The organism is Bradyrhizobium liaoningense (assembly GCF_018130955.1).
Classification (GTDB): Bacteria; Pseudomonadota; Alphaproteobacteria; order Rhizobiales; family Xanthobacteraceae; genus Bradyrhizobium; species Bradyrhizobium liaoningense_C.
In genome coordinates this window covers 18,554-43,918 of record NZ_JAFCJM010000057.1, presented here as the reverse complement: position 1 = coordinate 43,918, position 25,365 = coordinate 18,554, and the positions used below count along the sequence as shown (strand labels likewise).

The following is a 25,365-nucleotide window of genomic DNA, read 5'->3' as shown; positions in this document are numbered from 1 at the left end:
CTCGCCCTTCTCAACCGCCACCATAAAGCGCATCCGCTCGTCCACGGCACAGGTCTCCTTCCAACCCATCGGCAAAGTCCTCCTTGCCGACAGTTGACCTGTTACCCATGTCGTCGGTCTATTCTGTTACCCATGTAGCCGGTTAGGACCGCTCACTTCCCTTCTCCCCTTGTGGGAGAAGGTGGCATAGGCCGCCTCCGGCGGCCGTTCCTAAGAACGCCGAAGCGAAGCTTCGGCTATGGTGCCGGATGAGGGGTTCTCTCGGCGAACTCGAGCGGGCGACTGACTCGTGGAGAGAACCCCTCACCCGTCTCGCCGCTACCCGGCAAGCCACCCTCTCCCACAGGGGGAGAGGCAAGAAAGCGGCTACCACATCGTCGCGGCAGCGCGCGCGGGCCAAGCGCGATCGTATTCCTCGCCGCCGACGGTGTGCTGGCTCATCTCGGCGAGGATCTGGCCGGGCGTCGGCAACGTCTTCGGATCGATGCGCTTGTCGGGATTCCAGAGGTCGGAGCGTACGATGGCGCGCGCACACTGGAAATAGATCTCGTCGACCTCCATCACCATCACGCTGCGCGGCGCCTTGCCGTCGACCTTGAACGAGGCAAGCAGATCGGCATCGACGGAGAGGTGCGCGCGGCCGTTGGCGCGGATGGCGTTGCCGGAGCCCGGGATCAGGAACATCAGCGAGACGCGGGGGTCACGGACGATGTTGCGCAGGGAATCGACGCGGTTGTTGCCGCGGCGATCCGGTAGCATCAGCGTCTTTTCGTCGTGAACGCGGACAAAGCCCGGCAAGTCGCCGCGCGGCGAGCAATCGATGCCCTCGTGGCCGATGGTCGCGAGCGCGGCAAACGGCGATTTCTCGATGAAGGTGCGATAGAGTGGCGTGACGTGATCGGCGACCTTCACGGTCGAAGCGTCGTTGGTCTGGCCGTAGATGGCCTCGAGCTGGTCGATCGTCGCAATCACCGTCATTCCGTCACTCTCCTTGCTTTCCGTGCCTGATCTACTCGTGCCAGCACTCGTTCCTGATGACCCGCACCAGATGCCGGCCGTGATATTCGGCGCTGCCGGCATTGACAATGGTGACGTCGGCGCTGGTTCCGACAGCGCGATCGAGCCGTTCGCGGATATTGCCGTCGCTGACGCGGGCGCGTGCGGCCAGGCGTTCGGCGAGCACTTCCGGCGGCGCCGTGATCGCGACCACGACGACGTTGACATAGGCACAGCGCAGATCGTCCAGCACCGTGCGCGAGACATTGGCGACGACCGTGCGGCCGGCCCGGATGTCGTCATTGATCTCGATCGGGAGAGCATAGGCATGGCCGTGCGCCTCCCAATGCTCGGCAAAGTCGCCGTGATCGAGCGCGCGGCGAAACTCGTCCGGGCTCATCGCGATGTTGTCCTCGGCCGCCGACGCCTCGCGCGTCACGATGCGGCGCGGGAAGACGATGTCGGTGTCCTCGGCGCAGGCGGCGCGCGCGAGGCCCAGCAGCGTGTCCTTGCCGGCGCCGCTCGGCCCGACCACGAGGATCAGCCGGCCCGGCCCGATCGCCTCTTTCTGTTCGGCCATCGCCAGGGTTTCGCTCATGCGACGCGGCGCCCTTCGCGCCAGACGCTGCGCACCACGGGAACGTTTCCGACGACGTGCACGCGGATCAAATCGGCACGCTTGCCGACCGCGATTTCGCCGCGGTCGGTCAGCCCAACGGCTTCAGCGGGCGCCTTGGTCACGGTGCGGATCGCGGCCGGCAGGTCGATCGCGGGCGCGACCACCGGCAGTTGCAGCGCCGCCATCAGCAGGCTCGAGGGAATGTAGTCCGACGACAGGATGTCCAGAAGGCCTTCGCGCGCGAGATCGACGGCTGCGATATTGCCGGAGTGCGAGCCGCCGCGTACCACGTTCGGCGCGCCCATGAGGATGTCGATGCCGGCCTCGTTGAGGCCGCGCGCCGCTTCGATCGTGGTCGGGAATTCTGCCACCGCAACGCCATCGCGCACCGCGTCCACCACGTTCTCTTCCGTGGTGTCGTCGTGGCTCGCGAGCGGAATCCTGTACTCATGCGCCAGCGCCACGATCTCGCGCATGTTGTTGGCCGCATAGGCCTGCTGATAGGCAAAACGCTTGGCGAAGAGCTCGTCGAGCTGGGCATCGGTCATGCCGGCGCCCTTGCCGCGATAGTAGTCGCGCAGCTTGACCTCGTCGCGGAACTGGCGCTGTCCGGGCGTGTGGTCCATCAGCGACATCAGCCGCACGTCGGGGCGGCCGATCAGCTCCTTGGCCTCCTCGACCACGCTCGGCATCGGGATCTCGCAGCGCAGATGCAAAAAGTGGTCGGCGCGCAGCAGATTTTCGTCACGTGCAGCCGTGATCGCCTTCGCCAGAATGCCCGCGCGGCCGTCGACTTCTTCGGCGCCGTCCTCGCGCCAGACACGCAAGGAATCCAGCACGGTGGTGATGCCCGAGGTGGCGAGCTGGCCGTCATAGGAGATGACAGCGGCAATCGGGTCCCAAAACACCTTTGGACGCGGCACGTAATGGGCTTCGAGATGGTCGGTGTGCAGTTCGATCAGGCCCGGTGTGACGAGGTCGCCGCCGGCATCTTCGGCGCCCGCGGGCGCCCTGCCTTCGCCGACCTCGGCGATCTTGCCGTCGGCAAGAGCGATCCAGCCTTGCTCGATCACGCGGTCCGCCAGCACAATCCTGGCGTTTGCGATCACGGCTTCATTCGGCTTCGCGTTCATTTCCATTTGTCCTTCAGGCCGCGGCGGCAAAGCTGGTGACATCGACGATGCGGTCGGCAATCAGACGGCGGATCTCGTCGTCATGGACGATCGCGACCATGGCGACGCCCTGGCGTTTCTTCTCGGCGATCAACTCGACCACGACGGCGCGGTTGGCGGCATCGAGCGAGGCGGTCGGCTCGTCCAGCAGCAGGATCGGCAAGTCGGAAATGAAGCCGCGGGCGATGTTGACGCGCTGTTGCTCGCCGCCGGAAAAGGTCGCCGGCGGAAGCTGCCAGAGGCGCTCGGGGATGTTGAGGCGATGCAGGAGCTCGCCGGCACGCTTTTGCGCCTCCGCGCGTTCCACGCCGTTGGCGATCAGCGGCTCCGCGACGACGTCCACGGTCGCAACGCGCGGCACGGCGCGCAGGAACTGGCTGACATAGCCGATCGTGGAGCGGCGGATATTGAGCACCTGCCGTGGCTCGGCGGTGGCGAGATCGACCAGCGTGCCGCGGTGACGAATGCCGACGCGGCCGCCGTCGCAGCGGTAGTTGCCAAAGATCATCTTCAGGATCGACGATTTGCCGGCGCCGGAGGGGCCGGACAGCACGACGCACTCGCCGGGGTTCACATGGAAGGTTACGCCGCGCACGACCGGCAGCTCGATGCCACCTTGCAGATGCATCGTAAAAGTCTTTTGCGCGTCGGCGATGTCGATCATGGCGGTCATCGGCAAACTCATGGCGGCAGAATCGAGGAAACCAGCAGTTGGGTGTAGGGCTCGCGGGGGTCGTCGAGCACCTGGTCGGTCAGGCCGGTCTCGATGACGCGGCCGCCCTTCATCACCATCACACGGTGCGACAGCAGTCGAGCCACTGCGAGGTCATGGGTGACGATGACGACGGCAAGATGCAGCTCGGCGACGAGGCTGCGCAGGAGGTCGAGCAGCCGCGCCTGCACCGAGACGTCGAGCCCGCCGGTCGGCTCGTCCATGAATACAAGCCGCGGCTCGGTGACGAGGTTGCGCGCGATCTGGAGACGCTGGCGCATGCCGCCGGAATAGGTTTTTGGCGCGTCATCGATGCGGGCCGTGTCGATCTCGACGCGCGTCAGCCAGTCGGAGGCGGTGTCGCGGATGCGGCCGTAATGATTCCAGCCCACCGCCATCAGCCGCTCACCGACATTGGCCCCGGCCGAGACCGCCATGCGCAGGCCCTGCGCGGGGTCCTGGTGCACAAAGCCCCAATCGGTGCGAAACAGGAAGCGCCGCTCGGCTTCGCCGAGGGTGGCGAGATCGCGCGTGATGCCATCGCGCATGCGGTAGGACACGCGACCGCCGCTTGCTGCAAGCTGGCTCGACAAAAGCTGCAGCAGCGTCGACTTGCCCGATCCGGACTCGCCGACGATCGCCAGCACTTCGCCGGGATAGAGCGCAAAGGACACGTCGCGGCAGGCCGCGATCTTGCCGTAGGACTTACTGAGGCCGTCGGCAATCAGCAGCGGCTCGTCGTTCTCGAGCAGAGCCTGATCAGCCATTGCTTGTCTCCTGCTGCTGCGCCTTCTCCTTGTACGGAGCAGCGCTCAGGCTGCCGTGATGGCCGTCCGCCTGACGGCCTTCGCAGAAATCGGTATCGGAGCAGACGAACATGCGCCCGCCCTTGTCGTCGGTCACGATCTCATCGAGGTAGGAGTTGTCAGCGCCGCACAGCGCGCAGGGCGCGTTGTAGCGGTAGGGTTCGAAGGGATGATCCTCAAAATCCAGAGAGACCACCTGGGTATAGGGCGGGATCGCATAGATGCGCTTCTCGCGGCCGGCGCCGAACAATTGCAGCGCCGCGCAATTGTCCATCTTGGGATTGTCGAATTTTGGCGTCGGCGACGGATCCATCACGTAGCGCGCGTTCACCTTCACCGGATAGGCGTAGGCGGTGGCGATGTGGCCGAAGCGAGCGATGTCTTCATAGAGTTTTACATGCATCAGGCCGTATTCGGCGAGTGCGTGCATGCGCCGCGTCTCGGTCTCGCGCGGCTCGAGGTAACGCAGCGGTTCGGGGATCGGCACCTGATAGACCAGCACCTGGCCCGCTCCGAGCGTCGTCTCGGGGATGCGGTGGCGGGTCTGGATCACGGTTGCATCTTCGGTCGCGGTCGTGGTGGCGACGCCGGCGGTCTTGGCGAAGAATTTGCGGATCGAGATCGCGTTGGTGGTGTCGTCAGACCCCTGGTCGATCACTTTCAGCTTGTCGTCGGGACCGAGGATCGCGGCAGTCACCTGCACGCCGCCGGTGCCCCAGCCATAGGGCATCGGCATTTCGCGGCTGGCGAACGGCACTTGATAGCCGGGGATCGCGATCGCCTTGAGGATCGCGCGGCGGATCATCCGCTTGGTCTGCTCGTCGAGATAGGCAAAATTATAGGCGGGCGCGTTCATTCCGCGGCCTCCTGCAATGGCTCGACATCATTGGCCTCAACGAATTCCTGGCGCAGCTTGCGCAGCAGGCCGAGCTCGGACTGGAAGTCGACATAGTGCGGCAGCTTCAGATGCTCGACAAAACCGGTCGCCTGGACGTTGTCCGAATGCGACATCACGAATTCCTCGTCCTGCGCGGGCGCCCTCACCTCTTCCCCGAGCTCGCGGGCACGTAGCGCGCGGTCGACCAGCGCCATCGACATGGTCTTGCGCTCGCTCTGCCCGAAGGCGAGGCCATAGCCGCGGGTGAAGCACGGCGCTTCCGTGGCCGATCCCTTGAACTGATTCACCATCTGGCACTCCGTGAGCTCGATCGAACCGAGCGGCACGGCAAAACCGACGTCCTCGGCGAAGAACTCCACATCGACCTCGCCAAAACGGATCTCGCCGGCAAAGGGATGGTTGCGGCCATAGCCGCGCTGGGTGGAATAGCCCATCGCAAGCAGAAAGCCTTCGTCGCCGCGCGCGAGATTTTGCAGCCGCAGATCACGATCGGCCGGAAAGTTGAGTGGCTCACGCGTGAGATCGCCAACCGGCGCATCCGGCGCCGCCTGCGGCGATGGCTCGATCAGGCCGTCACGTCCCAGAATGTCGGTGACACGCGGCGTCGCCGTGGTCGCAACCTCCGCCGTCGCGGGTTCTTCCGGCACAAATCCTTCGGCGAGCTGGGGATCGAGCAGCCGGTGGGTGTAGTCAAAAGTTGGCCCGAGAATCTGGCCGCCCGGAATGTCCTTGAAGGTCGACGACACCCGCCGCTCGACGCGCATGGCGCCGGTATCGACCGGCTCGCTCGCGCCGAAGCGCGGCAACGTGGCGCGGAAGGCGCGGACCAAAAAGATCGCCTCGATCATGTCGCCGCGCGCCTGCTTGATCGCAAGCGCGGCGAGCTCGCGATCATAGAGCGATCCCTCGCTCATGACGCGATCGACCGCAAGCCCAAGCTGCTCGGAGATCTGACCGAGCGTCACCTCGGGAACGTTCCGGTCGCCGCGGCGCGCATGCGCGAGCAGGCGATGGGCGTTCTCGATGGCGCGCTCGCCGCCCTTGACTGCGACATACATTCTACTGACTTCCCTTCGTCACGAGGCGCGTGGTGCGCGGGATCGCAACCACTGTCGCGTCGGCCACCAGCACGACGTCGATGCCGCGCGGAAACAGCGCCTCGTTGATGCGCAGACGCTCGAACAGGTCGGCAGGCTTGATCGCGGCCTGGAACGCGGCGGTGCCGTCGATGCCCGGCCCGCGCAATTCATAGGCGCATCCGTCGGACAGGCTCTCGACCTGGAGGATGACCGTGGCCGAGCGATCCGGATATTCGTTGCTGCCGAGCGCAAAGCGCTCCAGCGGTGGAAGTGCTGCGCCGTCGGCGATGAGCGCAAAGCTCACCACCGACGAGTCCTGCACCACCGGCGCGCCGGTGTGGAATTTCAGCCACTTCAGGACATCGGGGCTCTCCCGCAGCCGCGCATCGAGCCAGAGCGGGGTGTCGTGATCGAACAACGTCAGCGCGATCGCGGCGGTGCCGCGCATCATCGGGCCGGGCGTGCCGGCGACCGGCGCGATCCGCCGCACCGAGCCGGGCCGCGCCATCGCGTCCATCACGGAGCGAAACGTCGACTGCGCCGACAGCACCTTGTCGGCAAAACCCGGCGGCAGTTCCGCAATCGTGGTCATGGCCTCACCCCTCACCGCGCACCATGGTGTAGAAATCGACTTTCGTTGCCGCCGTCTCGACCGCACGCTGCTTGCGCTGCGCAGCGAGGCTCGCACGCAAGGGCGCAACGACCTCTCGCTCGACAGCAACGCCAAACTCCTTCGACTGCACCAGCGCATCGCACAAGGCGATCAAACGCGCCTTCTCCCCATCCCGGCCGAGCGTGTAGCCAAAACCGACTTCGCCGCCCGCGAGCCGCACCGCGGCGCGGGAAACGGTCGCTTCGCCGAGATTGAACGGCGCACCGTCGCCGCCGACCCGGCCGCGCAGCATGACGAGGCCGTTTTCCGGCTCCCGCAGCGTCTCATGTGCCGGAAGTGCGATGTTGCGGAGGCGGGCGGCGATCTCGCCCGCCTCCGCGTGCACCAGCACGGCCATCGCGGCCTTGCGCTGGATTTGCTGACTGTCCTGCCGGGTCATGCGGATCGCCAAACTTGCCTGATCGAAGTTGTCTATGATAATAGACAACTTCATAATGAAGCGCCATGACTGTTTCGTGACAAACGTGTGATTTTGGAGCCAGGCTTCGCGTCATGAGCTTGCAGGACACCGTCTCTTCCGGCGTCGCGCTGTGGCGCCTCGTTGCCGACGGCATCGAGCGCGGCATCGCCGACGGCCGCTTCGCCGCCGGCGAGAAACTGCCGGGCGAAATGGAGATCGCCGAGACCTATCGCGTGAACCGCCACACGGTGCGGCGCGCGCTGGCGGCGCTTGCCGAGCGCGGCCTTGTGCGCGCCGAGCGCGGCAGCGGCACCTATGTCAAAGCCCAGCGCCTGGCCTATCCGCTGCGTTCACGGACCCGATTCTCCGAGATCGTCGGCGCCGGCGGCCGCGAGCCGCGCGGACAACTGATCGAGGCCTCCGAGGAGGCGGCAAGCCGCGAGCTTGCGCGTGAATTGGGATTGAAGACGGGAGCTGATCTTGTGCGAATCGAGTCGGTGCGGCTCGCCGACCGCACACCGATCTGCGTCTCGACGTCCTGGCTATCGGCCGAACTGTTTCCCGACGCCGGCAACGTCTTCGCCGCGACGCGCTCGATGACAAAACTGCTGGCGCATTACGGCATCCGCGACTACGCGCGCGGCTCAACGCGGATCACCGCAGGGATCGTCGACGCGACCGACGCGGCCCGGCTCGATCTCGCGCTGGGACGGCCGATCCTGGTGGTGGACTCGACGGACGTCGATCCGGCGGGAAAGCCGCTGGTGACGAAGCGCTCAAGGTTTGCCGCGGAGCGCGTGGAATTCTTGATCGAGAACGGGTGACGGCGCTCTTGTAGGGTGGGTTAGCCCCGTGGCCGCGCGAAGCGCAGGCCGCACGGCGTAACCCACCACTTCTGTCAACGCGGAAACAAAGACCCAGCGCGATTACAGGGACGATCATCTCTACAAGGGGCCGACGCCCTCGCAGCGTCATTTCGATGCGCTCAAGCGCCTGCTGGATCGCAAGGAGCCGGATTACGCGGAGTAGATCTAGCCAAGCGCTCGGAATCGGTAGGGTGGGTTAGCCTTGCGACTGCGCGAAGCGTAGTCGCTGAGCGTAACCCACCAACTGCATGACACCTCCCTGCTGACCTGTTTGTTGTGGTCCGGGACGATTTTTCGCTAGCGGGACGCCCGGACGCTTATGTGGGCAGTCTAGCGCAATTCAGGGTGGTGGCGGTTGATATTGCCGCAGGCCGGCCATCCGGATTTGCGGCATGCGGGCGCAGGGAGATTGTGGCCCGGATGGAGCGCAGCGCAATCCGGGATCACTGCAGCATCATGCAAGCAAGAACCCGGATTACGCTGCGCTCCATCCGGACTACGCGAGCCGCTACGCGCTGCGCGCCAGCGCGCCGTCGATCATGTTGACGGCATTGCCGACACCGTAGACCGCGACGAAGGAGCCGAAGCGCGGGCCCTTCTCCTGGCCGAGCAGCACTTGGTAGAGCATGTTGAACCAGTCGAGGGTCACGCCGGGGCGGCCGTCCTTGCCCTTCTTGACGTGGTCGAGGAACGGCTCGCGGCGGCCGATCTCGTAGACGACGTTCTGGATGTCTTCGGCGGATGCCTCCTGCGGCAGTTGCGACAGCGCATCGCGCAGATCCTGCAACGCGGCGCGATCGCCATCCGTCGGCTCGCGGAACTGCTTGGTCGGCGCGACGAAGTCGCGATAATAGTTGATGGCGTAGCCGACCATCGCGTCGAGCTTCGGATGCGTCTTCGCCGTCACGCCCGGGCGATAGCGGCCGATGAAACCCCACAACGTCTCGGCGTTCTCAGCGTTCGACGACGACACCAGCGTCAGCAGGAGCTGGAACGTCACGGGCATGTCGGCCTTCGGTGGATGGCCGTGATGGATGTGCCAGACCGGGTTGCCGAACTGCTGCTTGGCGTCCTGCCGCGGAAAGCCGTCGAGGAACTGCTGATAGTCGTCGACGTTGCGCGGGATGACGTCGAAATAGAGCCGCTTCGCCGCCTTCGGCTCGCGATACATGAACAGTGTCAGCGATTCCGGCGAGGCGTAGCGCAGCCATTCGTCGATGGTCAGGCCATTGCCCTTGGACTTCGAGATCTTCTGGCCCTTCTCGTCGAGGAAGAGCTCGTAGTTGAAGCCTTCCGGCGGCGTGCCGCCGAGCGCGCGCGCGATCTGGCCCGAGAGCTTTACGGAATCGATCAGGTCCTTGCCGGCCATTTCATAGTCGACGCCGAGCGCGACCCAGCGCAGCGCCCAATCCGCCTTCCACTGGCACTTCACATTGCCGCCGGTGACGGGAGTTTCGACTTCCTCGTGTGTATCAGGGTCGACATAGGTCACGGTGCCGGCGGCGACGTCGCGGCGGATCATCGGCACCTGCAGCACGACGCCGGTGGTCTTGCTGATCGGCAGGAACGGCGAATAGGTCGCGCGGCGGTCCGGCCCCAGCGTCGGCAGGATGATCGCCATCACCTTGTCGTAGGCGGCGAGCATCTTCAGAAGCGTCGCGTCGAAGCGGCCCGACGTGTAGTAGTCGGTCGCGCTGGCAAACTCGTAGTCGAAGCCGAAATGATCGAGGAAGGCGCGCAGGCGCGCGTTGTTGGCGGCACCGAACGAGGGGTGCTCGTTGGAGAACGGGTCCGGCACGCGCGACAGCGGCTTGCCGAGATGGGCCGCCATCATGTCGCGATTGGGCACGTTGTCCGGCACCTTGCGCAGGCCGTCCATGTCGTCGGAGAAGGCGAGCAGCCGCGTCTTGATCTTGTCCTCGGTCAGCACGCGGAAGGCATGACGCACCATCGAGGTGCGCGCGACCTCGCCAAAGGTGCCGATATGCGGCAGGCCGGACGGACCGTAGCCGGTCTCGAACAGCACCTCGTCCTTCGGGCTTTTCTTCAGCCGCGCGACAATGGCCTTCGCCTGCTCGAACGGCCAGGCGTTGGATTGTTCGGCGAGCGCGCGAAGATCGCTCGGGCTTGCGGCGGGATCGATGACAGACATAAGGGCCTCCGGGCCGCGGAAAATAGCGATTTCCGGGCAGAATGCAATTTTGCGGGGAGCTCACCGCGCTTACTCCCTCTCCCCGTTCTTATGGGGAGAGGGTTTGGGTGAGAGGCTCTATCCGCGGGGACGGTGAGAGTTGGATTCGCGGAGAGTCCCCCTCACCCGGAATCCGCGCTTCGCGCGCCTTCCGACCTCTCCCCGCAAGCGGGGCGAGGTGAAGAAATCAGAACGGGCTCACCGAGAAATAGCGCAGCCACAGATCGGTGTAGCGGCCCTTTTCCCAGACGCGGAATAGCGCCCAGTTAAGGGCTTGCCGCAACAAATCGTTGCCCTTGCGCACGGCGATGCCGATGCCCTCGCCGAAGAAACGGCTCTCGACGAAGGGGCCGCCGGAGAAGGCGCAGCAATCGCCGGAATCCGTGCCGTTGATCCAGAACGCGAGCGAAATGGCGTCGCCGAAGATGAAATCGACCTCGCCGCGGCGCAGGGCGGTCCGCAGCGCGTCGTCGTTGGGATAGGGATGCAGTTCGGCGTCGGTGAACATCGCCTTCAGGTAAGCCTCATGCGCGGAGCCCGCGATCGCGCCGACCTTCTTGCCCTCGAGATATTCGGGGCGGATCTCCGGCATGACAGCGTCCTTGCGCGAGGCGAAGCGCGCCGGCACGCGGTAATAGGGATCGGTGAAGTCGACGCGCGCGCGAAGCTGCGGACTGACAGCCATGGAGGCGATGATGGCATCGCCCCGGTTCGAGGACAGCGCATCGACCAGCGTCTCGAAGCGGCGCATCTGCACGGTGCAGGTGACCTTGATCTCGTCGCACAGCGCGCGCGCGAGATCGACGTTGAAGCCGGCCGGGTTGCCGTCGGCGCCGGTGTAATTGAACGGCGGATAGTCGGTCTCGGTCAGGAAGCGGATCACGGTCAGGCGCGACAGGTCCGGCCGCTCCGGGCGGCGGCGCGGGTCCCAAAAGCCGGGCACGGCCTGAGGGGCCGCCTGAGGCGCGGTCTGGGGCACCGCCTCGGCGGGTTTTGCCCCGGCCTTGGGCGGCGGAGTGGTCTGCTGCGCATGGGCGGCGCCCGCGAACACGCAGGCTCCGGCCGCAAGGGCGGCCAGCAGGCGGATGATTCGGGGCGATTTGGCCTGTTGCGCGGAAGCCATCGGCGGAGACTAGCGGGATTTCGTTGGAATTGGATGGCCTTATAGCCCATCCCGCCGGGAACGCGAGCGCCGTTTCGGAGCCCAGCCCAAGGCCGTTAGAGGTAGCGCTTCAGGTCGCTGGCGGCTTCCTCGGGGGTCCGCTTGAGGTTGAAGGGCGAGACGAACCGGCCCTCGCGGTCCATCAGATAGACCAGCGCGGTGTGATCCATGGTGTAGTCGCCGTCCTTGCCCGGGATCTTCTTGGCATAGACCCGGTAGGACTTGATCACCTTCTCCACCTCCGCCAGATCGCCGGAGAGGCCCTCCAGATGCGGATCGAAGCTCGACAGGTAGTCCTTCATGACCGCGGGCGTGTCGCGCTCGGGGTCGACCGACATGAAAACGGCATTCACGCGACCCGCATCCTTGCCGAGCGCGCGCATGACCTCGGAGATCTCGAACAGCGAGGTCGGGCAGACGTCGGGGCAGTGGGTGTAGCCGAAGAAGATCAGGGTCGGCTTGCCCTTGAGGTCCTTGTCGGTGACTGTCTTGCCGTTCTGGTCGGTGAGCTGGAACGGGCCGCCGATCGCCGCCGGTTGGGCGACATTGCGCACGCCGCCCATGGCCCAGAACATCAGGAGCAGCCCGACGACGAGGCTTGCGGCGAAGGCGGTTGCGATCACCAGCGGGCGGGCAGTCCGGCTCATCGTGGATGAAATCCCGTTTTACGGATCAGAAGCAGGCGGACAGGCCGGCCCTGATCGTTTCGAAGAACACCTGGGTGCCGTAGTGGAACCACAGCGCCAGCGTGGCGAGCACGGCGAGACCGCCAAGCCCTGCGCCCGCAAATAGCAGCACGGACGGCGTCCTGCCGGCAGTGGGCGAATTGTCCGATACCGGATGCGCTGATTGCAGTGGTTGTGCCATGACAATGACCGGGGCGATACGCGCCGGTTCCCTGCCCTTCAAATAGGCGCAGGCTTGCGCCTGGGCAAGCGCTGCCGGCAGGCCACGGCGCTGCTGGCAGGCCAGGGAACGCCTGCCCCGGGATCAGGGTGATATCAGTGAAGCAGCTGACCCCGGGCGGACTCGAGCTGTTCCGTTTGCGGAAGAGCCCGGCGCGACGGTCGGTTGGTCGAGGCCTGCGCGTCCAGGTAGCAGGGCTTGTACATGGACTGGAGCTGCTTGCCCCTGAGGAAGATCATGCGCGGGGTGAGGCCGCCGCGGTGTGCGATCCACCGCTTCACCTGCGACGGATACATCGAATACAGCATGTGGGTGGCTTCGGGATTGGTCACCGCCCGGCCGTTGGAGCCGAAATCCCACGCGGCGTGGAACCCGAGCGTTGCATGCGACGTCACGCAAATACGGTCAGACGGGATGGCGCCGAGAACAATGGTGCAGGCCGAGGCGCAGAGCCCGTCGATGATGACGGTCTCACCGGACTGACGCAGGTCCTGGTATCTGTCGACATAGGTACCGATCCTGCCGCCGCGATCATCCGCGATCCGGACCACGGCGTGAGACACCCCCATACCCGCGAGCAAGAGCACCAACGCGAGCAACCCCGTCAGAACCTTCATGTCCCCCGCCCCAGTCGAATTCGAATCCGCGTGTCAGGTGATGCAAGACCGATACTAAGGTCCGTCGTCTCTGTGGTTTTGTCTAGGCACGCGAGCTCGCTCAAAACAAATTCAAATCCGGTGTTGCGCCCGCGCTGCACTTGGCCGGTCTCTATCCCAAAGTGGAACAAGTTAACGGGCTCTTACGCCCGGCACCCTTGATCTCAGCGACGGCGGCTGGCTTCAATCCGGATGAATACAGGGGGGGGAACTCAATGGCAGAGCAAGCGGACGTCATTGTCGTCGGCGCGGGACTGGCGGGGCTGGTCGCCGCAACCGAGATTGCCGATGCCGGCAAGCGCGTGATCGTCGTCGACCAGGAGGGCGAGCAGTCAATCGGCGGCCAGGCGTTCTGGTCGTTCGGCGGATTGTTCATGGTCGATTCGCCGGAGCAGCGCCGGCTCGGCATCAAGGACTCCTTCGACCTCGCGATGCAGGACTGGCTCGGCACCGCCGGCTTCGACCGCGACGAGGATCACTGGCCGCGCAAATGGGCGGAGGCCTATGTCGCCTTCGCCGCCGGCGAGAAGCGATCCTGGCTGCGCGCGATGGGCCATCGCATCTTTCCGGTGGTCGGCTGGGCCGAGCGCGGCGGCTATGACGCGATGGGGCACGGCAATTCGGTGCCGCGCTTCCACGTCACCTGGGGCACCGGGCCCGGCATCGTCGAGCCGTTCGAGCGGCGCGCGCGCGAGGCCGCCAAGAGCGGAAAGCTGATCTTCAAGTTCCGCCATCGCGTCGATGCGCTGTCGATCACCAACGGCACCGTCGATGGCGTGAGCGGCGCGATCCTCGAGCCCGACAATGTCGAGCGCGGCAAAAGCACTTCGCGCAAGACGGTCGGCGAGTTCACGCTGAAGGCGCAGGCCGTGATCGTCGCCTCCGGCGGCATCGGCGGCAATCATGATCTCGTGCGGCAGAACTGGCCGGAGCGGCTCGGCACGCCGCCAAAGTTCATGATCTCCGGCGTGCCCGAGCATGTCGACGGCCGCATGATCGGCATCACGGAAAGTGCCGGCGCGCGGCTGATCAACCGCGACCGCATGTGGCATTATGTCGAGGGCATCCAGAACTGGAATCCGATCTGGCCGCGCCACGGCATCCGCATTCTGCCCGGCCCCTCCTCGATGTGGTTCGACGCCACGGGCGCACGGCTGCCGACGCCGCTGTTTCCCGGCTCCGACACGCTCGGCCAGCTCAAATACATCATGTCGACCGGCTACGAATATTCCTGGTTCGTGCTGACGCAGAGCATCATCAAGAAGGAATTTGCGCTGTCCGGCTCGGAGCAGAATCCGGATCTCACCGGCAAGAGCTGGCGCATGACGGTGAAGCGCGCCACCAACAAGGGCGCGCCGGCGCCGGTGGAGGCGTTCAAGCAGCACGGCGTCGACTTCATCGTGCGCGACCGGCTCGACGACCTCGTGGCGGCCATGAACAAGCTCGCCGGCAGCGATCTGTTGAAGCTCGACCACATCAAGGCCCAGATCGAGGCGCGTGATCGCGAGATCGCCAACCCTTACGTCAAGGACGCGCAGGTGATGAACATCCACAATGCGCGCCGCTATATCGGCGACAGGCTGATCCGCACCGCCGCCCCGCATCGCATCCTCGATCCCGCGCACGGGCCGCTGATCGCGGTCAAGCTCAACATCCTCACCCGCAAGACGCTCGGCGGTTTTGAGACCGACCTCGACTCCCGCGTATTCGGCAATGGCGGTCAGCTCATTCCGGGGCTCTATGCAGTCGGCGAGGCCGCCGGCTTCGGCGGCGGCGGCGTGCATGGCTATCGCTCGCTGGAAGGCACGTTTCTCGGCGGCTGCCTGTTCTCGGGCCGCAACGCAGGACGCGCGGCGGCGAAGGCGGTGTGAGCATGATGCGGCCGTTGCGATGCTGCAGACATGCGCGGCGAGGTTCGCGGCCTGCTCTGAACGGGGTGGCGGAGCACGAGGCGCTGCGCTAGACAGTGCCGCCATTCAATCAGGAGATCCCGATGAGCATCCAGCGTTTCGAAACCGGCCCGCGCATGAGCCAGGTCGTCGTCCACGGCAACACTGTCTATCTTGCCGGCGTCGTCGCCAGCAACGCCGCCGGCGAGAGCGTGACGAAGCAGACCCAGGATATCCTCGCCACCATCGACGGCCATCTCGCCAAGGCCGGCACCGACAAGTCGAAGCTGCTCTCGGCGACGATCTACATCACCGACATGAAGACCTTTGGCGAGATGAACGCGGTGTGGGACGCCTGGGTGTCGCCCGGCAACACGCCTGCGCGCGCCACCGTCGAAGCCAAGCTGGCGGCGCCGCAGTACACGGTCGAGATCATGGTGGTCGCGGCGAAGTAATGTCCAAGGAAATCACGCGCGCTGATAACCTCCGAGGTAATCGATCAGCGCGCGTGAACCTTCGATAGTGACGGTCAGCCGAAGCAAACGGCGCCATCGAAGGAGAGCACCATGACCGACGTCACGACAATCGCCCGCCGCTACATCGACCTCTGGAACGAGCGCACCGAAAGCCGCCGCCGCGACATGCTGAGCCGCGACTGGACCGCGGATGCGAGCTATGTCGATCCGCTGATGAAGGGCGACGGCCATGCCGGCGTCGATGCGCTGATCGCGGGCGTGCAGCAGCGCTTTCCCGATTTCCGCTTCAAGTTGATCGGCGAGCCCAACGGTTTTGGCGACCATGTGCGCTTTAGCTGGGGTCTCGGTCCCGACGGCGTCGACAGCCCGATCAAGGGCACCGATTTCGCCGTGCTGAGCGATGGCCGCATCAAGAGCATCACCGGCTTTCTCGATCAGGTGCCCGCCGGAGCGTGAGGTAGGGATCGGCATCGGCCTTCCTTCTCCCCTTGTGGGAGAAGGTGGCGCGCGAAGCGCCGGATGAGGGGTCTCCATCCGCGGATGACAGTACGAGCGAGAGTCGTCGCGGAGGCAGACTCCTCACCCCAATGAGCTCGTGTCTCCCGGCGGAGCTGCCCTCTCCCACAAGGGGCGAGGGCACAACAATGCGCAGCGCGCCCTCCCCTCCAGGGGAGGATAAGAGTTGGCTCCGACCAAAACATCGAAAACAACCCCATGCACAGTAGCCGCTGATTTCCGGCGTGATGCCCTGTGAATCCTGTGAAGCGCTTGACACGTCGAGAAAATCGGCGGCTCCGGCGCAAAAGGCGCGCTTCCTTCCCCTTTTCCCTCGTGGGAGAGGGTGACACGAAGCCGACCAAAGAGACGCCAATGGGAGGACCTCAGTTTCGTTCTTCCCCACCCGCCAATCGCTGATGAAAACGCATGGCCAAGGTTTCGAACAGACCGATTGTCCAGCACATCGGACACCCCCGAAGCAGATAGAGGGACACGGGAAGCAGAACGAGGGACGGCCAAAGAGTCGTATTCATGGTCGCGAGCGCTGCGCCAAGCGCAAGGAAACCACCCACGCCTCTGAGAAGATGAACGGAAATACGACGACTACCGAAGGTCAATTGGGCCTCTTTATGCAAGGGATTGGCGTATCAGATAACGAGCGCGGTGCAGTCGGCTCTTGGCGGCCTCGACCGACGTACCGAGCTCGCTGGCGGTCTCTTCAGCGCTCAGTCCCTTGACGTCACGCAGGATGACGACTTCTCGATAGAGTTCGGGCAGCATCGCGATCGAGCGGCAAAGGTCCAGCCGCAGGTCGATGTCCAGGGATTCCTCCGGTTGGTGTTGGTCGTCCCCACTCAATCCTTCAGATTTTCGCCTCTGAAATCTGCGCAGGCAGGCTCGCTTGACGATCTGAAAGAGCCACCCCGAAAAGCTGGCGATCGTGCGCAAGGCCCCCAGGCGGCGATACAGGATGAGCAGGGCATCCTGGATCGCCTCCTCCACGTCTTCCGTTGCGCAGTTGCGTCGGGCGTAGCGGCGCAAATCTGGCTGGCAGGCATCGAGCAGACGAGCAAGCGCTTGCTCGTCGCCCCGCCTTGCCGCCTCAAGCAGTCCGTGCTCGATCCGGGAGGTCATTCCGGTCCTTGAGCTTGCAGCTCGCTCTTTGCCCGAATCCTTCGGCCGGCCAAGGCGCACATGGGACAGAAGCCGACCACGGACGTCAGCGCCATGGGAATGGCAAGCACGGCCCAGAGATAGCCGACGGGCGTGCCCCAAAAACGGGCCGCACATACGCCCATCGCCGCCGCAGCGACCAGACGCGCAATCCTTTCCCAGGCAGGGAGGTTCTTCCGGTAGAACATTCATGATCCTTTCGATGAGGCGTTCACACCTGACAAGAGCCTCACCGAAGCAAAAAGGGTTCAGGATTCCTGAGAAAAATGTCGGCCTGCCCCGATACGCATGCTCATGCCGGCGCAACCACAGCCGAGAGTTGCCGGCAATGAACCACGGTGCACGGGCTGGTTGTCGCGCTCAGCGTCCTGGCTTTGCGAGAAGGTAAGCATCGCGGGCATTGCGACCACGGGCCTTCTCGTAGACATTGCTGCCAAGCCGCGCAAGGCACGCCTCAAGCGCGCCCTTGATCTCGGCGTAGCTGCCGGCAAGCAGGCACACCGGCCAGTCCGAGCCGAAGATCAGGCGGTCCTCGCCAAAACATTTTGCGGCGTGCTCGACGTAGGGAAACAGGCGCTCCGCGTCCCAATCGTCCCACTTGGCCTCGGTGGCAAGGCCGGAGATCTTGCACCAGACATTGCCGCAAGTCGCGAGCGCTGCGAGCAGGTCAGCCCAGTCGCGGCTAAAACCGTCGGCGATCGGCGGTTTTGCAACGTGGTCGAGCACGAAACGTGCGCGCGGAAAGGCCTGCGCGGTTGCGATGGCGGCCGGAAGCTCGCGCGTGCGCACCAGAAAATCGTAGGCGAGATCGTGCGCGAACACCGCCGTCAGGCCGCGCTGCACGTCCTCGCGCAGCAACCAGTCGGGATCGGCCTCGTCGTGCACCTGATGACGGATGCCGACCAGCTTTGCACCGCCGGGTGAGTCACGCAGCCGGCCGAGCGTCACGTCGAGATCGCCGTCCGTCAAGTCCGCCCAGCCGACGACACCGATCACGAAGGGCGTGGCATCGGCGAGGCGCAAAAATTCCTCGGTCTCCTCGATCGACGAGCGGCATTGCACGACGATGCTGGCATCGATGCCGTTGGCACGGAGCAGCGGCGCGAGATCGGCGGGCGCAAAGGCACGGCGGATCGGCGCGAGTTCGGCCGCCTCCATCCAGGGATAGTCGGCGCGCGCCGGATCCCAAAAATGCTGATGGCCGTCGATCATCATGTCAGGCTCCGCCCGGCAGCGGCGCGTTCGCATCCACCAGCTTGCGCGCGCGCAGCTCCTGCCAGAAGGCCTGCGGCACCGGCAGTTCGGCCATCGCGATGTTCTCGGAGACCTCGGCGGCCGTACGCGCGCCCTGAACTGCGACCGTCACCGCGGGATGGGCCATGCAGAACTGCACCGCGGCGGCCTTGAGCTCGGTGCCGTGCTTCTTGCACAGCGCCTCCAGCTCCAGCGCGCGGGCGACGAGCGCAGCGTCGGCATCCTGGTAATTGAACTTCGCACTGGTATGCGGATTGGCAAGGATGCCGCTGTTGTAGATGCCGCCGAGCAAAATGCCGATGTTCTTTGCGCGGCAGATCGGGAATAGCGCGGTCAGCGCGCCCTGGTCGAGCAGCGTGTAGCGTCCCGCAAGCAGGAAGCAGTCGACCGGCAGGATTTCCGCGAAACGCGTGAGCATTTCGGACTGGTTCATGCCGGACCCGATCGCCTTGACGGTGCCATCGTCGCGCAGGCGCATCAGCGCGCGGAAGGCGCCGTTGACGGCGTCGTCATAGTGATCGTCGGGATCGTGCACGAGGAGCACGTCGACGCGATCGAGCCCGAGGCGCTCGAGACTTTCCTCGACCGAGCGCATCACGCCGTCGTAGCTGAAATCGAATTGCGGCCGGAGCGCCGGCGCGCCCTTGTAGTGATCGTCTTCGCCCGAGTTGGCCTCGGGGCGCAGCAGCCGGCCGACCTTGGTCGAGATCGCAAAGGAGTCGCGCTTCTGCTGGCGCAGGAAAGCGCCGAGGCGGCGCTCGGCGAGGCCAAAGCCGTAGAGCGGCGCGGTGTCGAAGAAGCGCACGCCGAGCGACCAGGCCTTTGCGATGGTGGCTTCCGAGTCGGCATCGCTGACGGCTGAAAACAGGCCGCCGAGTGGCGCCGAGCCGAGGCCGATTGCGCTGACGTCGAGACCGTTAGCAAGCTGGGCTTTTTTCATTTTTTGCACCTTGCGAGCTCTCTTCCCTTCTCCCCTTGTGGGAGAGGGCGGCGCGAAGCGCCGGATGAGGGGTTGTCTCCGCGCCTCACAGCGGCATGGACTCGCGGAGAGAGACCCCTCACCCGGCTTCGCTACGCGAAGCCACCCTCTCCCACAAGGGGAGAGGGTTGCCACGGCGGGAACGTCGGGGCTGGGTGACGTTCCTGCTTTGACGTCGCTACTTCAACAGTTTAGCGACGTTGTCCTTCGTCACCAGATCGAGGCCGGTGTAGATCACTTCCGGAACCTTCTGGCCCTTCTTGATCGCGAGCAAGGCGTCCATCGACTTCTCGCCCATCTCGAACGGGCGTTGGCCGGTGAGCGCGTTGGAGTAGCCGTCGCGCAGCAGCTCGAGCTGCATCTTCAGCGTATCGGCGACGACGAGCGTGAGCTTGCCGGCGTCGATATCCTTCTTGTTCTTGTTGACGAAGGCCTTGTAGCCTTCCGGCGCGAACATCGGCCAGCCGCCGACCGGCACGATCGCGGCGAGGTCGGGCGTTGCGGTACGCAGGTCCGACATCTGCTGAACCGCAAGCGCGGAATCGTCATTGCAGAAGGTCGGCGAACCCTGGACCTCGACCCATTTCGAGCCCTTGAGCGCTTCGCGGACACCATCGACGCGTTCGGCAAGGTTTTTCGCGCCCGGGCCGCCGGAGACCATGGCATATTTGCCGCCCTCGGGCCGAAGCTCGCGCAACTGCTTGCCGAGCGCGAGGCCGAAGTCCTTGTTGTTGGTGCCGATGTAGGAGAGCCGCTTGGAACCCGGCGCATCCGCGTCAAACGTGATGACGGGGATGCCGGCTGCAGTCGCTGCCTCGATCGACTTGGTCATCGCCGCAACGTCGGCCACCGAGATCGCGAGCCCATCCACCTTCTGGGTGATGAAGTCCTGGATGATCTGCGCCTGCGTCGCCGGCTCATGCTCGATCGGCCCCTTGTAGATGCATTCGACGTTGCCGAGCTCCTTGGCACGCTTCAGGCAGCCGTCGCGCGCCACGTCGAAGAACGGATTGTTCATCGCCTTGGGCACGACGGCGAACTTGTAGGTCTGGGCGAATGCCGGAGTCGCCATCATCGCGATGGTCACGCCAGCCAACAGAAGCTTCTTCATTACTTTCCCTCCACACTTTGGTGCCTATCCTTTGTGATGTGATGCTCCGGCGGGCGGATAGACGACCTTGCGTTGTCCTTCCGGAGTAACTCTCTGAAGCGCAATGAGGATGAATCATCATTTCGCTTCAGGTCTTTGTTTGAGCATGATCTTTCCGGAAAACCGCTTCGCACTTTTCGCTAACGCGGCCCTCCGGGTCCGGATCATGCTCTAAGTCATGCGCGAGCGGATGCGATCGACCAGCACGGCCAGGATAATGATCACGCCCACCAGCGTCTGCTGCCAGTAGGCGTTGACCTGCGCGAGCACGAGGCCGTTGCGGATGACCTCGAGCAGCACGCAGCCGACGATGGCACCGAGCGGACCGCCAATACCACCAGCGAGATTGGCGCCGCCGATGACGGCGGCCGCGATCACGTTGAGTTCGTAGGATGTCGCCATGTTCGCCGGCGCCGAACCCAGCCAGCCGGAAATGATGATGCCCTGAAGTCCGGCGGCGAGCGCGCAGATCACATAGACCTCGATCTTCACCCGCACGACCGAGATGCCGGTCAGTTCGGCCGCCTTCTCGTTGCCGCCGAGCGCGAAGACGTAGCGGCCGAAACTCGTGTGATGCAACACAACCGCCATCACGGCGGCGAGTATCACCAGATAGATGAAGGGCGCGGGTATGCCAAGCACATCGCCCGAGGTGAGCGCGTAGAAATATTCGGCGTCCGGCCCGCCCGGGAAGCTGCCGCGGCCGTTGGAGACGACATAGGCGAGTCCGCGCACAATCGAGAGCATGCCTAGCGTGGTGACGAAGGGCGACAGCCCGAGCACCGCAATGCAGAAGCCGTTGACGAGCCCAACGATCAACGCGGCGCACAGCCCTGCAAGCACCGAGACCAGAAGGATCAATCCGGGCACATTGGCGACGACGGCCTTGCCGTCGGCGGCCAAATGGACGAACGGCGATCCCGGCGCCGACAGCTCGACCATGACCATTGAGGTGATCATCGCAGAAAAGCACATCATCGAGCCGACGGAGAGATCAATACCGCCGGTGATGATGACGAAAGTGATTCCGAGCGTGGCGATGGCGATGAAGGAAAAGTTCTTCGCCACGTTCTGCATATTGCCCTGGGTGAAGAAATAGGGGCTGGCGAAATGCATCACGAGCATCAGCACCAGGAGTGCCGCCAGCACGTAGCCGGTCTGGGACGCAAAAATCCCGCGCTGCCACCATTTGCTGCGGCCGACATTGGTGAACGAAATCGGGGTTTCCATGGGTACGGACATCACGCCGCCTCCTTTGCGCCGGTAATGAGGGCGGTGACTTCCTCGGGACTGGTATCAGCAATTAACTTGTCCGCACGCTTCTCGCCGCGGCGCATCACGACGACGCGGTCGCAGACTGCGAAGACATCGGGCATGCGGTGCGAGATCAGCATCACGGCGACGCCCTGCTCTTTCAGCCGATGGATCAGGCTCAGCACCTGCTCGACCTGGCGCACGGAGATCGCGGCGGTCGGCTCGTCCATCATCACGAGTTTTGCGTTGGAGAGCCGTGTGCGCGCGATCGCCACCGCCTGGCGCTGACCGCCGGACATCTGCTTGACCAGATCATGCGGCCGCGTCTCCGAGCGCAGCTCGCCGAACAGGTCCAGCGCGCGCGCCGCCATCGCCTTGTGATCGAGCAACGAGATGGGGCCAAATTTGCGCTTGAGCTCGCGGCCGAGGAAGACGTTGGCGGCCGCCGTCAGATTGTCCGCCAAGGCGAGGTCCTGATAGACGACCTCGATCCCGACACCGCGGGCGTCGATCGGGCGATGGAAGTGGACCGCGTTGCCGTCAAAGCGGATCTCGCCATGGCTGGGGCGGAAATTGCCGGCAATGACTTTTACCAGCGTCGATTTGCCCGCGCCGTTGTCGCCCATCAGGCCGACCACTTCGCCGGGAAACACCTGCATGTCGACGTCGTGCAGGGCGCGGATCGCGCCGAACTCCTTGCCGATGCCCGTCAGCTCCAGGACCGGCTGGCCGTTTGTAGAAGGGGTTGTCATGTTCGGCCTCGCTCAGACGTACCAGTTGACGAGAGATTCCAGATATTCCTGCCGGCCCGACCGCGGCTGCGGATCGAAGCCGGATGCGAGCGCCCGGTCGGCAAGATCGGCGAGCGAACGCTGGCCGGCAAGGATGGCCTGCCCTTCCGCGCCCGTCCATCCGGCGTAACGGTCCGCAATCGGCTTCGTCAGCGCCTCGGCGTCGAGCATGTCGGCTGCCGCCAGAAGCGCCCGGGCGCAGGCATCCATCGACCCGACATGGGCGTGGATCAGATCGTCCGGGTCGATCGATTGACGCCTGATCTTGGCGTCGAAATTGAGACCGCCCGTCGTGAACCCACCCGCCTTCAGCATGTCGTGGAATACGAGCGCCAGCTCCGGCACGTTCATCGCGAACTGGTCGGTGTCCCAGCCCAGGAGATCGTCGCCGCGGTTGATGTCGAGCGAGCCGAACACGCCGAGCGCCTGGGCCAGCGCTACCTCGTGCTGGAATGAATGGCCGGCAAGGATGGCGTGGTTCTGCTCGACGTTGAGCTTGACGTCGTCGAGGAGGTCGTAGCGCTGCAGGAAGCCGTAGCAGGTGGCGACGTCGAAGTCGTATTGATGCTTGGTCGGCTCCTTCGGCTTCGGCTCGATCAGCAGCGGGCCCTTGAAGCCGATCTTGTGCTTGTGCTCGACGACCAGCGAGACGAAGCGGCCGAGCTGGTCGAGCTCGCGCTTGAGGTCGGTGTTGAGCAGGGTCTCGTAGCCTTCGCGCCCGCCCCACAACACATAATTCTGCCCGCCGAGCCGGTTCGTCACCTCCAGCGCAGCGCGGACCTGGCCCGCGGCATAGGTGAAGATATCAGGATCCGGATTGGTCGCCGCACCCGCCATGTAGCGGCGGTGCGTGAACAGGTTGGCGGTGCCCCACAGCAGCCGCACCTTCGCTGAAGCCATCTTCTGCTCAAAAATGTCGGCAATCGCATTGAGGTTGGCGACGGATTCGGCGAGCGTTGCGCCTTCCGGCGCGGCGTCGACGTCGTGGAAGGTGAAGAAGGGCACGTCGAGCAGGCGGAACAGCTCGAAGGCGACATCGGCCTTGGCCCGCGCCATCGCCATGGCATCGGAGCCATGGTGCCATGGACGCATGAACGTCTCGCCGCCGAAGGGATCGCCGCCGGGCCAGCAGAACGAATGCCAATAGCAGACCGCGAACCGCAGATGATCCTCGAGCCGCTTGCCATGGACGATGCGGTCCTTGTCGTACCAGCGGAAGGCCAGCGGGTTTTTGGCGTCCTTGCCGCCATAGGCGACCGGATCGGCCGCGGCGAAGAATTTTGGTAACGCGTTCACAGGGAAAACTCCTTCAGCGCGGGATATAGCTTGCGCCATTGGTGATAGGCTTCGTCGTAGGCCGCACTGCGCGATGGATGCGGCGTGAATGTTGCGAGGCGCCGGGGGCGCGTGCAGACTTGCGCGGGATCTTCGCCCGTCGCGGCGAGCCGGCCGAGCCTGGCAGCACCGAGCGCGGCGCCGACCTCGCCTTCCTCGACGCGATGCACGGGTATGCCGAGCACGTCGGCGCAGATCTGCGCCCATAGCGGAGAACGCGAGCCGCCGCCGACGAGATCGACCTCCGATATCGCCGAGCTGGCATGGCCGAGCGCGGCGAGATTGTCGCGCGCGGCAAACGCGACGCCTTCGAGCACGGCCTGCACTAACCCATCGCGCCCCGTCGCGCCGCGCAGGCCAATGAACGCGCCGGCCGCGGCGGCATCGTTATGCGGCGTGCGTTCGCCATCGAGATAAGGCAGAAACTTCACGGAGCTCGGTCCGGCGACGCTGTCGCCGAGCGGCGCGAGCAGTGAAGCGGCCGGCGTCGCCATCACGCCCGAGAGCCAGGCGAGCGAAGCGGCGGCCGACAGCATCACGCCCATCTGGTGCCAGAGGCCGGGTAGCGCATGGCAGAAGGCGTGCACGGCCGAAGCTGGTGCCGGCGCAAAACTGTCGGTGACGCGGAACACGACGCCGGAGGTGCCGAGCGACAGGAACGCATCGCCCGGCGCAATCGCGCCGAGCCCGATCGCGCTCGCCGCGCAATCGCCGGCGCCGCCGGCAACGAGGACGCCCTTTGCCATGCCCCAGCGCTGCACAAATTCTGGCGCCAGCACCGCGCTCACCTCACTGCCCTCGACCAATTGCGGCATGTGGTGGAGATCGAGCCCGGTGGCGTGCAGCAGCAACGCCGACCAGCGGCGCTGGCCGACGTCGAGCCAGAGCGTGCCGGCAGCATCAGACATGTCCTCGACCATCTCGCCGGTCAGGCGGTAGCGGACATAGGCCTTTGGCAGCAGCACCTTTGCGACGCGCTCGAAAACCTCGGGCTCGTGGCGCGCGACCCAGAGCAGCTTTGGCGCAGTGAAACCCGGCATCGCGAGATTGCCAGCGATGGAATGCAGCGACGGGCAGCGCCGCTCGAGCCTTTCGCATTCGGCATGCGACCGGCCGTCATTCCACAGGATCGCCGGGCGCAGCGGACCGCCGTCATCGCCGAGCAAGGTCGCCCCATGCATCTGGCCGGAGAGACCGATGCCGCGCACGTTTGCGACATCGCGCGGATGGCTTGCTGCGAGATCGTCGACGGCGCCGATGGCGGCATCGACCCAGGCGTCCGGATCCTGCTCGGACCACAGCGGCGCCGGATGCGACAGCGCAAGCTCGCGCGAAGCGGTCGCGACAATCGCGCCAGCCTCGTCAGCGAGTACCGCTTTCACACCGGACGTACCGATGTCCATTCCGAGATACACTTCGTCCTCCCTCCG

General features: G+C 65.0%; 27 protein-coding genes. 4 read left to right on the top strand and 23 right to left on the bottom strand.

Features of this window, described 5'->3' with window-relative positions:
• Positions 1-366: 366 nt before the first annotated feature.
• The 9 genes from JQ632_RS31215 to phnG are packed head-to-tail and all read right to left on the bottom strand — an operon-like array spanning position 367 to position 7,334.
• On the bottom strand, positions 367-978 hold the full coding sequence (locus tag JQ632_RS31215; RefSeq protein ID WP_212406495.1) for a pyridoxamine 5'-phosphate oxidase family protein: 612 nt from the start codon (positions 976-978) through the stop codon (positions 367-369).
• Between the two features lie 31 nt (positions 979-1,009).
• The gene (phnN, locus tag JQ632_RS31210; RefSeq protein WP_212406494.1) at positions 1,010-1,594 is read right to left on the bottom strand and encodes a phosphonate metabolism protein/1,5-bisphosphokinase (PRPP-forming) PhnN; all 585 of its coding nucleotides are present in this window, start codon (positions 1,592-1,594) and stop codon (positions 1,010-1,012) included.
• Entirely contained in the window at positions 1,591-2,748 is a 1,158-nt protein-coding gene (locus tag JQ632_RS31205; protein WP_212406493.1) for an alpha-D-ribose 1-methylphosphonate 5-triphosphate diphosphatase, read from the bottom strand. Before JQ632_RS31205 ends, phnN begins: the two co-directional genes overlap by 4 nt.
• 13 nt (positions 2,749-2,761) lie before the next feature.
• Positions 2,762-3,460 carry a phosphonate C-P lyase system protein PhnL gene (gene phnL, locus JQ632_RS31200; RefSeq protein WP_212406492.1) on the bottom strand — a complete coding sequence of 233 codons (699 nt, stop codon included), beginning with the start codon at positions 3,458-3,460 and terminating at the stop codon, positions 2,762-2,764.
• Between the two features lie 8 nt (positions 3,461-3,468).
• A complete protein-coding gene (gene phnK, locus JQ632_RS31195) occupies positions 3,469-4,266 on the bottom strand; it encodes a phosphonate C-P lyase system protein PhnK (RefSeq protein ID WP_212406491.1) in 798 nt (265 codons plus the stop codon).
• Positions 4,259-5,161, bottom strand: a complete 903-nt coding sequence (locus tag JQ632_RS31190) for an alpha-D-ribose 1-methylphosphonate 5-phosphate C-P-lyase PhnJ (protein ID WP_212406490.1) — start codon at positions 5,159-5,161, stop codon at positions 4,259-4,261. The genes phnK and JQ632_RS31190 overlap by 8 nt, the downstream gene beginning before the upstream one ends.
• Entirely contained in the window at positions 5,158-6,261 is a 1,104-nt protein-coding gene (locus JQ632_RS31185) for a carbon-phosphorus lyase complex subunit PhnI (protein WP_212406489.1), read from the bottom strand. The genes JQ632_RS31190 and JQ632_RS31185 overlap by 4 nt, the downstream gene beginning before the upstream one ends.
• A 1-nt stretch (position 6,262) precedes the next feature.
• Complete coding sequence (gene phnH, locus JQ632_RS31180) at positions 6,263-6,874, bottom strand: phosphonate C-P lyase system protein PhnH (RefSeq protein WP_212406488.1); 612 nt, start codon at positions 6,872-6,874, stop codon at positions 6,263-6,265.
• Between the two features lie 4 nt (positions 6,875-6,878).
• Entirely contained in the window at positions 6,879-7,334 is a 456-nt protein-coding gene (gene phnG / locus JQ632_RS31175) for a phosphonate C-P lyase system protein PhnG (protein ID WP_249152661.1), read from the bottom strand.
• Positions 7,335-7,447: 113 nt separating this feature from the next.
• Here phnG and phnF point away from each other — a divergent pair, with 113 nt between their 5' ends.
• Positions 7,448-8,179: a phosphonate metabolism transcriptional regulator PhnF gene (phnF, locus tag JQ632_RS31170; RefSeq protein ID WP_212406487.1), complete on the top strand. Its 732-nt coding sequence runs from the start codon at positions 7,448-7,450 to the stop codon at positions 8,177-8,179.
• Between the two features lie 550 nt (positions 8,180-8,729).
• On the opposite strand, the gene JQ632_RS31165 is transcribed toward phnF, so the two are convergent.
• From JQ632_RS31165 to JQ632_RS31145, 5 genes are all read right to left on the bottom strand, one after another.
• Positions 8,730-10,373: a lysine--tRNA ligase gene (locus tag JQ632_RS31165; RefSeq protein WP_212406486.1), complete on the bottom strand. Its 1,644-nt coding sequence runs from the start codon at positions 10,371-10,373 to the stop codon at positions 8,730-8,732.
• Between the two features lie 226 nt (positions 10,374-10,599).
• Positions 10,600-11,535 carry a transporter substrate-binding domain-containing protein gene (locus tag JQ632_RS31160; RefSeq protein ID WP_212406485.1) on the bottom strand — a complete coding sequence of 312 codons (936 nt, stop codon included), beginning with the start codon at positions 11,533-11,535 and terminating at the stop codon, positions 10,600-10,602.
• A gap of 95 nt (positions 11,536-11,630) precedes the next feature.
• A complete protein-coding gene (locus JQ632_RS31155) occupies positions 11,631-12,221 on the bottom strand; it encodes an SCO family protein (RefSeq protein WP_212406484.1) in 591 nt (196 codons plus the stop codon).
• Positions 12,222-12,246: 25 nt separating this feature from the next.
• The gene (locus JQ632_RS31150) at positions 12,247-12,441 is read right to left on the bottom strand and encodes a hypothetical protein (RefSeq protein WP_212406483.1); all 195 of its coding nucleotides are present in this window, start codon (positions 12,439-12,441) and stop codon (positions 12,247-12,249) included.
• Positions 12,442-12,575: 134 nt separating this feature from the next.
• Positions 12,576-13,097, bottom strand: coding sequence for a hypothetical protein (locus tag JQ632_RS31145; protein ID WP_212406482.1), 522 nt, complete (start codon positions 13,095-13,097; stop codon positions 12,576-12,578).
• Between the two features lie 254 nt (positions 13,098-13,351).
• Between JQ632_RS31145 and JQ632_RS31140 the strand changes: the two genes are divergently transcribed.
• From JQ632_RS31140 to JQ632_RS31130, 3 genes are all read left to right on the top strand, one after another.
• Positions 13,352-15,007: an FAD-binding dehydrogenase gene (locus tag JQ632_RS31140; RefSeq protein WP_212406481.1), complete on the top strand. Its 1,656-nt coding sequence runs from the start codon at positions 13,352-13,354 to the stop codon at positions 15,005-15,007.
• A 122-nt stretch (positions 15,008-15,129) separates the two neighbouring features.
• Complete coding sequence (locus JQ632_RS31135) at positions 15,130-15,480, top strand: RidA family protein (protein WP_212406480.1); 351 nt, start codon at positions 15,130-15,132, stop codon at positions 15,478-15,480.
• A 111-nt stretch (positions 15,481-15,591) separates the two neighbouring features.
• Positions 15,592-15,957: a nuclear transport factor 2 family protein gene (locus JQ632_RS31130; protein ID WP_212406479.1), complete on the top strand. Its 366-nt coding sequence runs from the start codon at positions 15,592-15,594 to the stop codon at positions 15,955-15,957.
• A gap of 669 nt (positions 15,958-16,626) precedes the next feature.
• On the opposite strand, the gene JQ632_RS31125 is transcribed toward JQ632_RS31130, so the two are convergent.
• From JQ632_RS31125 to xylB, 9 genes are all read right to left on the bottom strand, one after another.
• Positions 16,627-17,133: an RNA polymerase sigma factor gene (locus JQ632_RS31125; protein WP_212406478.1), complete on the bottom strand. Its 507-nt coding sequence runs from the start codon at positions 17,131-17,133 to the stop codon at positions 16,627-16,629.
• Positions 17,130-17,360 carry a DUF2892 domain-containing protein gene (locus tag JQ632_RS31120; protein WP_212406477.1) on the bottom strand — a complete coding sequence of 77 codons (231 nt, stop codon included), beginning with the start codon at positions 17,358-17,360 and terminating at the stop codon, positions 17,130-17,132. The genes JQ632_RS31125 and JQ632_RS31120 overlap by 4 nt, the downstream gene beginning before the upstream one ends.
• Positions 17,361-17,532: 172 nt before the next feature.
• Positions 17,533-18,387: an amidohydrolase gene (locus JQ632_RS31115; protein ID WP_212406476.1), complete on the bottom strand. Its 855-nt coding sequence runs from the start codon at positions 18,385-18,387 to the stop codon at positions 17,533-17,535.
• 1 nt (position 18,388) lies between these two features.
• Positions 18,389-19,366: an aldo/keto reductase gene (locus JQ632_RS31110; RefSeq protein ID WP_212406475.1), complete on the bottom strand. Its 978-nt coding sequence runs from the start codon at positions 19,364-19,366 to the stop codon at positions 18,389-18,391.
• Between the two features lie 217 nt (positions 19,367-19,583).
• Complete coding sequence (locus tag JQ632_RS31105) at positions 19,584-20,516, bottom strand: sugar-binding protein (protein ID WP_212406474.1); 933 nt, start codon at positions 20,514-20,516, stop codon at positions 19,584-19,586.
• Between the two features lie 210 nt (positions 20,517-20,726).
• A complete protein-coding gene (locus tag JQ632_RS31100; RefSeq protein ID WP_212406473.1) occupies positions 20,727-21,797 on the bottom strand; it encodes an ABC transporter permease in 1,071 nt (356 codons plus the stop codon).
• Complete coding sequence (locus JQ632_RS31095) at positions 21,797-22,561, bottom strand: ATP-binding cassette domain-containing protein (protein ID WP_212406472.1); 765 nt, start codon at positions 22,559-22,561, stop codon at positions 21,797-21,799. Before JQ632_RS31095 ends, JQ632_RS31100 begins: the two co-directional genes overlap by 1 nt.
• Before the next feature lie 12 nt (positions 22,562-22,573).
• A complete protein-coding gene (gene xylA, locus JQ632_RS31090; protein ID WP_212406471.1) occupies positions 22,574-23,896 on the bottom strand; it encodes a xylose isomerase in 1,323 nt (440 codons plus the stop codon).
• Positions 23,893-25,350 carry a xylulokinase gene (gene xylB, locus JQ632_RS31085; protein ID WP_212406470.1) on the bottom strand — a complete coding sequence of 486 codons (1,458 nt, stop codon included), beginning with the start codon at positions 25,348-25,350 and terminating at the stop codon, positions 23,893-23,895. Before xylB ends, xylA begins: the two co-directional genes overlap by 4 nt.
• Positions 25,351-25,365: the final 15 nt, after the last annotated feature.